This window comes from Cedecea sp. (assembly GCF_036500665.1).
Lineage (GTDB): Bacteria > Pseudomonadota > Gammaproteobacteria > Enterobacterales > Enterobacteriaceae > Cedecea.
Window position 1 is genome coordinate 1 of the sequence record NZ_DASYBS010000170.1, and the last position, 4,239, is coordinate 4,239.

Consider the following 4,239-nt stretch of genomic DNA (forward strand, 5'->3'; position numbering starts at 1 on the left):
CCCAGCCATCATCAATCAGGAAGAGGAGCTTTGCAGGTCGGGGAATATACATGCGCGGGATTATAACGGGCTACGGTAGCTGAAAAAAGCGCCTTTCTGACAGCGCCTTAGCTCCCGCCGCAGGCGGGCTACTGTTCCAGACCCAGATCGTCCAGTATCAGCACCTGCGTTTTCTGCAGCTGTTTAAGATGCTTCAGCCAGGGGTCCTACGCCGGAACCGCCGAAATTTCCGACCTGCTATTTTTAGTGATCTTTCGGAACCTCGATAACACCATCAGCAATTCCCTGAGCCAGTCGCTCCATCCATTTCGCAAAGCGAAAATATCCAGGATATTGTAGGCAGATGTAGTCCATCTGCACTTTTGATGTGCTGTCCATCACCCGTTTAAACGCCTCCATGTAGTCATAGCAGCCCTGCAATAATTGCGCATCACCACTCTCTGTCAGAGGAAACTGGTTTGCGTAGTCGTGAACTATTTTTGCTAACTGTCGCTGTTCTGCTGTCAGGTCGATCATTTTTATCCCCCTCCAAATTTGCGGTCATGGACCTTAATGAAGCTTTTTTTCGACAGTGTTATCTGGCAGATTTTCGGAGCTCAACTGGCGTTTAACCCTGGTCAACAGCTGTGGCGCAACATTCCAGCGGGCACCGCTCCCGGTATGAACTGTCACCGTTTTTTTATTCAGTCGGACCAGAACTCCCGTCACCGTTTGCCCGTCTTCAGCCTGGAAGCTGACCACATCTCCGGGCCGAAAATCCTCCATACTTTGCCGGGTTCGCTGGCGATGTAACATATTAAGACGATTAACAATAATATTATGGAGTGCTACCAGCTTATCTTCAGTCATATCATCAATTAATTCAGCAAGATTAATGGCCTGACCGGTGTTTCCTCGTGATGGTTTTTTCATACTCTTCCGCCCGGTAATCCCTTCAGTTTATTCATCGCCAGTATCGGGGCGAAGCGTCCAGGTACTGCCACCAAACAGTGTGATCCCCACGCTCTGCTCCCAGGTTTCTGTTTCTGCGAGACGTTTTTCCACCGACTGAAAATCGGCATGGCTCAGAATGACCTCATTCCGCTCACCTGGCGATTCCAGTACATACCCGTCCGGTATTCGGCGGACAGCTGAGCCCGTAGCCCGGGCCGATGCCCGGTAAAAGGTTTTGATGCAAGCGCCTTTTTGCAAGGCTGACAGGATAACCTGTTCCGGGATCCGCATATTCATTCCTTATGATTACGTGACAGTGTCCGGTAAACCGTTGGCCGTGAAACTGAAAACAGCTCAGCCAGATCGCTAATTGAGTACTGCCCGGTTTCATGCATCCGGTACAGTTCTTTTTGTTGTTTATCAGACAGTTTCGGCTGTTTTCCCCGTAATTTTCCCTTTGCGCGCGCAATAGCCATGCCTTCCCGGGTGCGCAGGCGTATCAGATCGCCTTCAAACTCAGCAAAGGTCGCCAGCACATTGAAGAACATTTTCCCCATCGGGTCTGCCGGATCGTAGAGGCTGGTTCCCAGCGCCAGCTTCACACCCCTGGCCTGTAATGCATCCGCTATCTCACGGGCGTCAGGCACCGACCGCGCCAGACGGTCAAGCTTGGGAACGACCAGCGTGTCGCCGCTGCGCACTGCGGCCAGCGCCTGATCCAGACCTGGTCTTTGCCGGTTTGACCCCGTCAGCCCCTTATCAAGGTAAATCCGATCCGGAGATACGCCAAGTTTAACCAGCGCTTCCTGCTGGACGGTCAAATCCTGTTTGTCGGTGGAGCAGCGGGCATAGCCAATCCGTATTTCAGTCATAAAATGTACGTTTAAGGGGCCATGAAAGAGATTGATACCGTACCAGTTATATGAGACAACGTCAGCCGTGATTTTCTCTGAAGCGCAAATTTAATTTTTTACCGTCCGCAGAGCGATCCTCTTACGGACATATTCAGTGCGAGGTCAGGATGACATCCCGTCGTAAAGATAAAGGCAAAAGACTCTCCGTTTTAACGGATGCAGAAAAATTCGCACTGTATGGTCTGCCTGATTTTGATGAAGGCCAGCAGCTGGAGTATTTGTCGCTTACGGCAGAGGAACTGGCGCTGGCAACCAGCCGTCCCGGAATACTGGCGCAGATTTATTGCATCCTGCAGACGGGTTATTTCAAGGCCAAACACGCCTTTTTTCATTTTTCACCGAAGGACGTGGAAAGTGATTTCGATTTTGTGGTTCAGCGTTACTTTCGTGAGATATCCCTCACCGACAAAACCATTACCGTCATGAATATTATGCCCAGCGCAAGCTTATTACCGACTTCTTTGGGTATCATCAGTGGTCCGGCTCCGTTGGCCCGCAGCTCGATGCCCGCGCAGCACAGATTGTGCGTCGTGATATTACTCCTGGATTTGTTGCCACCGAACTTATCTGCTGGCTGAATGAGAAGAAAATCGTTCGGCCAGGATATTCCACGCTTCAGAAAATCATCAGTAAAGCACTGTCAACGGAACGACAGCGCCTGGCGGACATACTGTTGTCTTTCCTCGATACAGAAACACAAAGTGCACTGAACTCACTCCTGAAGAAAGATGATGCACTGTCCGGACTGGCCGTGTTGAAGCAGGAAGCGAAAGATTTTCGATGGCGACAAATGTCCAGGGAAAGGGAGAAACGAAACCAGCTGGAGCCGATATATCAGAAGGCGCGACAGTTGCTGCCTGAACTCGGGATCTCGCAACAAAATTTGCTGTACTTCGCCAGCCTGGTCAATTTTTATACCATTCACGATCTGCGGAACCTCAGAACAGAGCAAACCTGGTTATATATGATGTGCTATATCTGGCTTCGCTACCGGCAACTATCAGATAACCTCACCAGCGCCATGGTGTGGCACATGAAACAAACAGAAGAGCGCTGCAAGGAAGAGGCCAGAAAAAACTTTGAAGCAGATGTTCTGCAACGGCAACAGGAGAATAATAAAGTCGGTCGTCTGTTATCCCTGTTTGTCGATGATGATGTGATGGACAGCATCCCCTTTGGAGATGTGCGCCAGAGAGCCTGGAAAATCATGCCCAGGGAGATCCTGCAGAACACCGCGCAGCGAATGCGGGTTAAACCTGCCAGCCGGATGGCCCGACAATGGGAAGCGGTAGACACGCAGACTGCTCATATACGACGCCATTTACGCCCGCTGTTTTGTACTCTTAACTTTTCCAGCGTGACGCCTGAATGCCCCTGGCTTGCGGCGCTGGCATGGGGCAGGGGGACGTTCTCAAAGCAGTTGCGGTTGACGCAGCGGCCGCTGGCAGAATGCCCACCGGTTACGCTCCCGTCACGACTGCGAACCTGGTTATTGAGCGTTGATGAAAACGATACACCAACCGGGCTTCATGCCAGCCGTTATGAATTCTGGTTGTACCGACAAATAAGAAAACGACTTGAGGCGGGAGAGCTTTATCTTGATGACAGCCAGCAGCACCGCCACCTTTCAGATGAGCTGGTTTCCGTAGAGGAAAAAGCCGATATTCTGGCCCAGATGGATATCCCGTTTTTACGAACCCCGGTCGAACAGCAACTGGATGAACTGACCGGCGAACTGCATGACCAGTGGATAGCGTTCAACAGGGAGCTTAAGCAGGGTAAGTTGTCACATCTGGAATTTGATCATGATACACAGATACTTAGCTGGCGTAAGTCTGACATGACCGGGCAATCGGACAGTGTGACGGATTTTTATTCACAGTTGCCCCTGTGTGAGCTGGCGGATATTTTTCGCTTTGTGAATCAACGGTGTCAATTCCTGGGGGCGTACAACCTCTGTATGTAAAAACGGGGGCTGATGCAGACAGTCTGATGGCGGTAATAATGGCGCAGGCCATGAATCACGGTAATCTGACGATGTCCCAGACTAGTGATATTCCCTACCACGCGCTCAACGATTCCTACGAGCAATATCTGCGTCTCTCCACGCTGAAGGCTGCATGTGACTGTATTGGCGACGGAATTAAGACGCTTCCTGTCTTCCCGTATTATTCACTGGAGTTGGGGGAACTGTATGGCGCTGTCGATGGGCAAAAATTCAGCGTCGAACGCCCGACGATCAAAGCCCGGGGGCCCATTCCCAGTCGAAACGCAACAAAACGGTGGGGTTTATGCCGCCTGTAGATAAGTTAAAAATACCTCATTCGGTGAGCGGTAGCCCAGTGATTTCCGTCCTCGCGTGTTAAGCGTGTGTTCCAGCTCAGCAATCTTG

Annotated in this window: 4 protein-coding genes and 1 pseudogene; 1 reads left to right on the forward strand and 4 read right to left on the reverse strand. The window is 51.0% G+C overall.

The window, feature by feature from the left end; genetic code table 11:
• Window positions 1-243 precede the first annotated feature (243 nt).
• The 4 genes from VGM55_RS26270 to VGM55_RS26285 are packed head-to-tail and all read right to left on the reverse strand — an operon-like array spanning window position 244 to window position 1,805.
• Window positions 244-516 carry an arylsulfatase regulator gene (locus tag VGM55_RS26270; protein WP_331637202.1) on the reverse strand — a complete coding sequence of 91 codons (273 nt, stop codon included), beginning with the start codon at window positions 514-516 and terminating at the stop codon, window positions 244-246.
• Between the two features lie 33 nt (window positions 517-549).
• A complete protein-coding gene (locus VGM55_RS26275; protein WP_331637203.1) occupies window positions 550-912 on the reverse strand; it encodes a hypothetical protein in 363 nt (120 codons plus the stop codon).
• A gap of 27 nt (window positions 913-939) precedes the next feature.
• Window positions 940-1,224 carry a cytoplasmic protein gene (locus VGM55_RS26280; RefSeq protein ID WP_331637204.1) on the reverse strand — a complete coding sequence of 95 codons (285 nt, stop codon included), beginning with the start codon at window positions 1,222-1,224 and terminating at the stop codon, window positions 940-942.
• Between the two features lie 2 nt (window positions 1,225-1,226).
• The gene (locus tag VGM55_RS26285) at window positions 1,227-1,805 is read right to left on the reverse strand and encodes a recombinase family protein (RefSeq protein WP_331637205.1); all 579 of its coding nucleotides are present in this window, start codon (window positions 1,803-1,805) and stop codon (window positions 1,227-1,229) included.
• A 149-nt stretch (window positions 1,806-1,954) separates the two neighbouring features.
• On the opposite strand from VGM55_RS26285, the pseudogene VGM55_RS26290 reads away from it, so the two are divergent.
• Window positions 1,955-4,097, forward strand: a pseudogene (locus VGM55_RS26290) (DUF4158 domain-containing protein); the annotation flags it as partial.
• Window positions 4,098-4,239 lie beyond the last annotated feature (142 nt).

Coding starts and splice junctions, on each gene's coding strand:
- VGM55_RS26270 (WP_331637202.1), bottom strand. CDS start 516: ATGATCGACCTGACAGCAGAACAGCGACAGTTAGCAAAAATAGTTCAC.
- VGM55_RS26275 (WP_331637203.1), bottom strand. CDS start 912: ATGAAAAAACCATCACGAGGAAACACCGGTCAGGCCATTAATCTTGCT.
- VGM55_RS26280 (WP_331637204.1), bottom strand. CDS start 1,224: ATGCGGATCCCGGAACAGGTTATCCTGTCAGCCTTGCAAAAAGGCGCT.
- VGM55_RS26285 (WP_331637205.1), bottom strand. CDS start 1,805: ATGACTGAAATACGGATTGGCTATGCCCGCTGCTCCACCGACAAACAG.